The following is a 498-nucleotide window of genomic DNA, read 5'->3' on the forward strand; positions in this document are numbered from 1 at the left end:
GCCCGGTGTCCTCATCGTAGGTATACGCGGTCGTGGAGACGGTGTCGCCGTCCTTGGTCTTGACGGCCGCTTCGGCTATCTGCCCGTGGGCGGTGTAGGCGTAGATGGTGGTGTTGCCGAGCTGGTCGGTCTGGGACGCCAGGCGCCCTGCCGCATCGTAGGTGTTGGCCGTACCGGTGCGGGTGTCGCCCTGGCCGGGATCGCCCTGGGTGAGGGACTTGGCCGTCTGGCGTCCGGCGAGGTCGCGGGTGAGGGCTGCGGTGAACTCCTGCCCCGGATAGGTCTCCGGTGCGGCCGGGTTGAGGACCGTGCTGTGCGTGATGCCGCCGGCACCGTAGGAGGGCACAGCGGTGACTTCGCCGCTGGTTGAGGTCAGGGTCCGCCCCAGTGGGTCGGTCTGGGCGGCAGAGTCGGCGGCGGGGGTGCCGTCGGCGAAGACCACCCTCGCCGAGGTGGTCCGGGCCGCAGTGTCGGCGTCCTGCACGGACACCGCGCGCG

General features: G+C 71.3%; 1 pseudogene. It reads right to left on the minus strand.

What is annotated here, in order from left to right:
* Window positions 1-498, minus strand: a pseudogene (locus tag IF89_RS39595) (RHS repeat protein); the annotation flags it as partial.

The organism is Streptomyces sp. NRRL F-2664 (assembly GCF_000719345.1).
Lineage (GTDB): Bacteria > Actinomycetota > Actinomycetes > Streptomycetales > Streptomycetaceae > Streptomyces.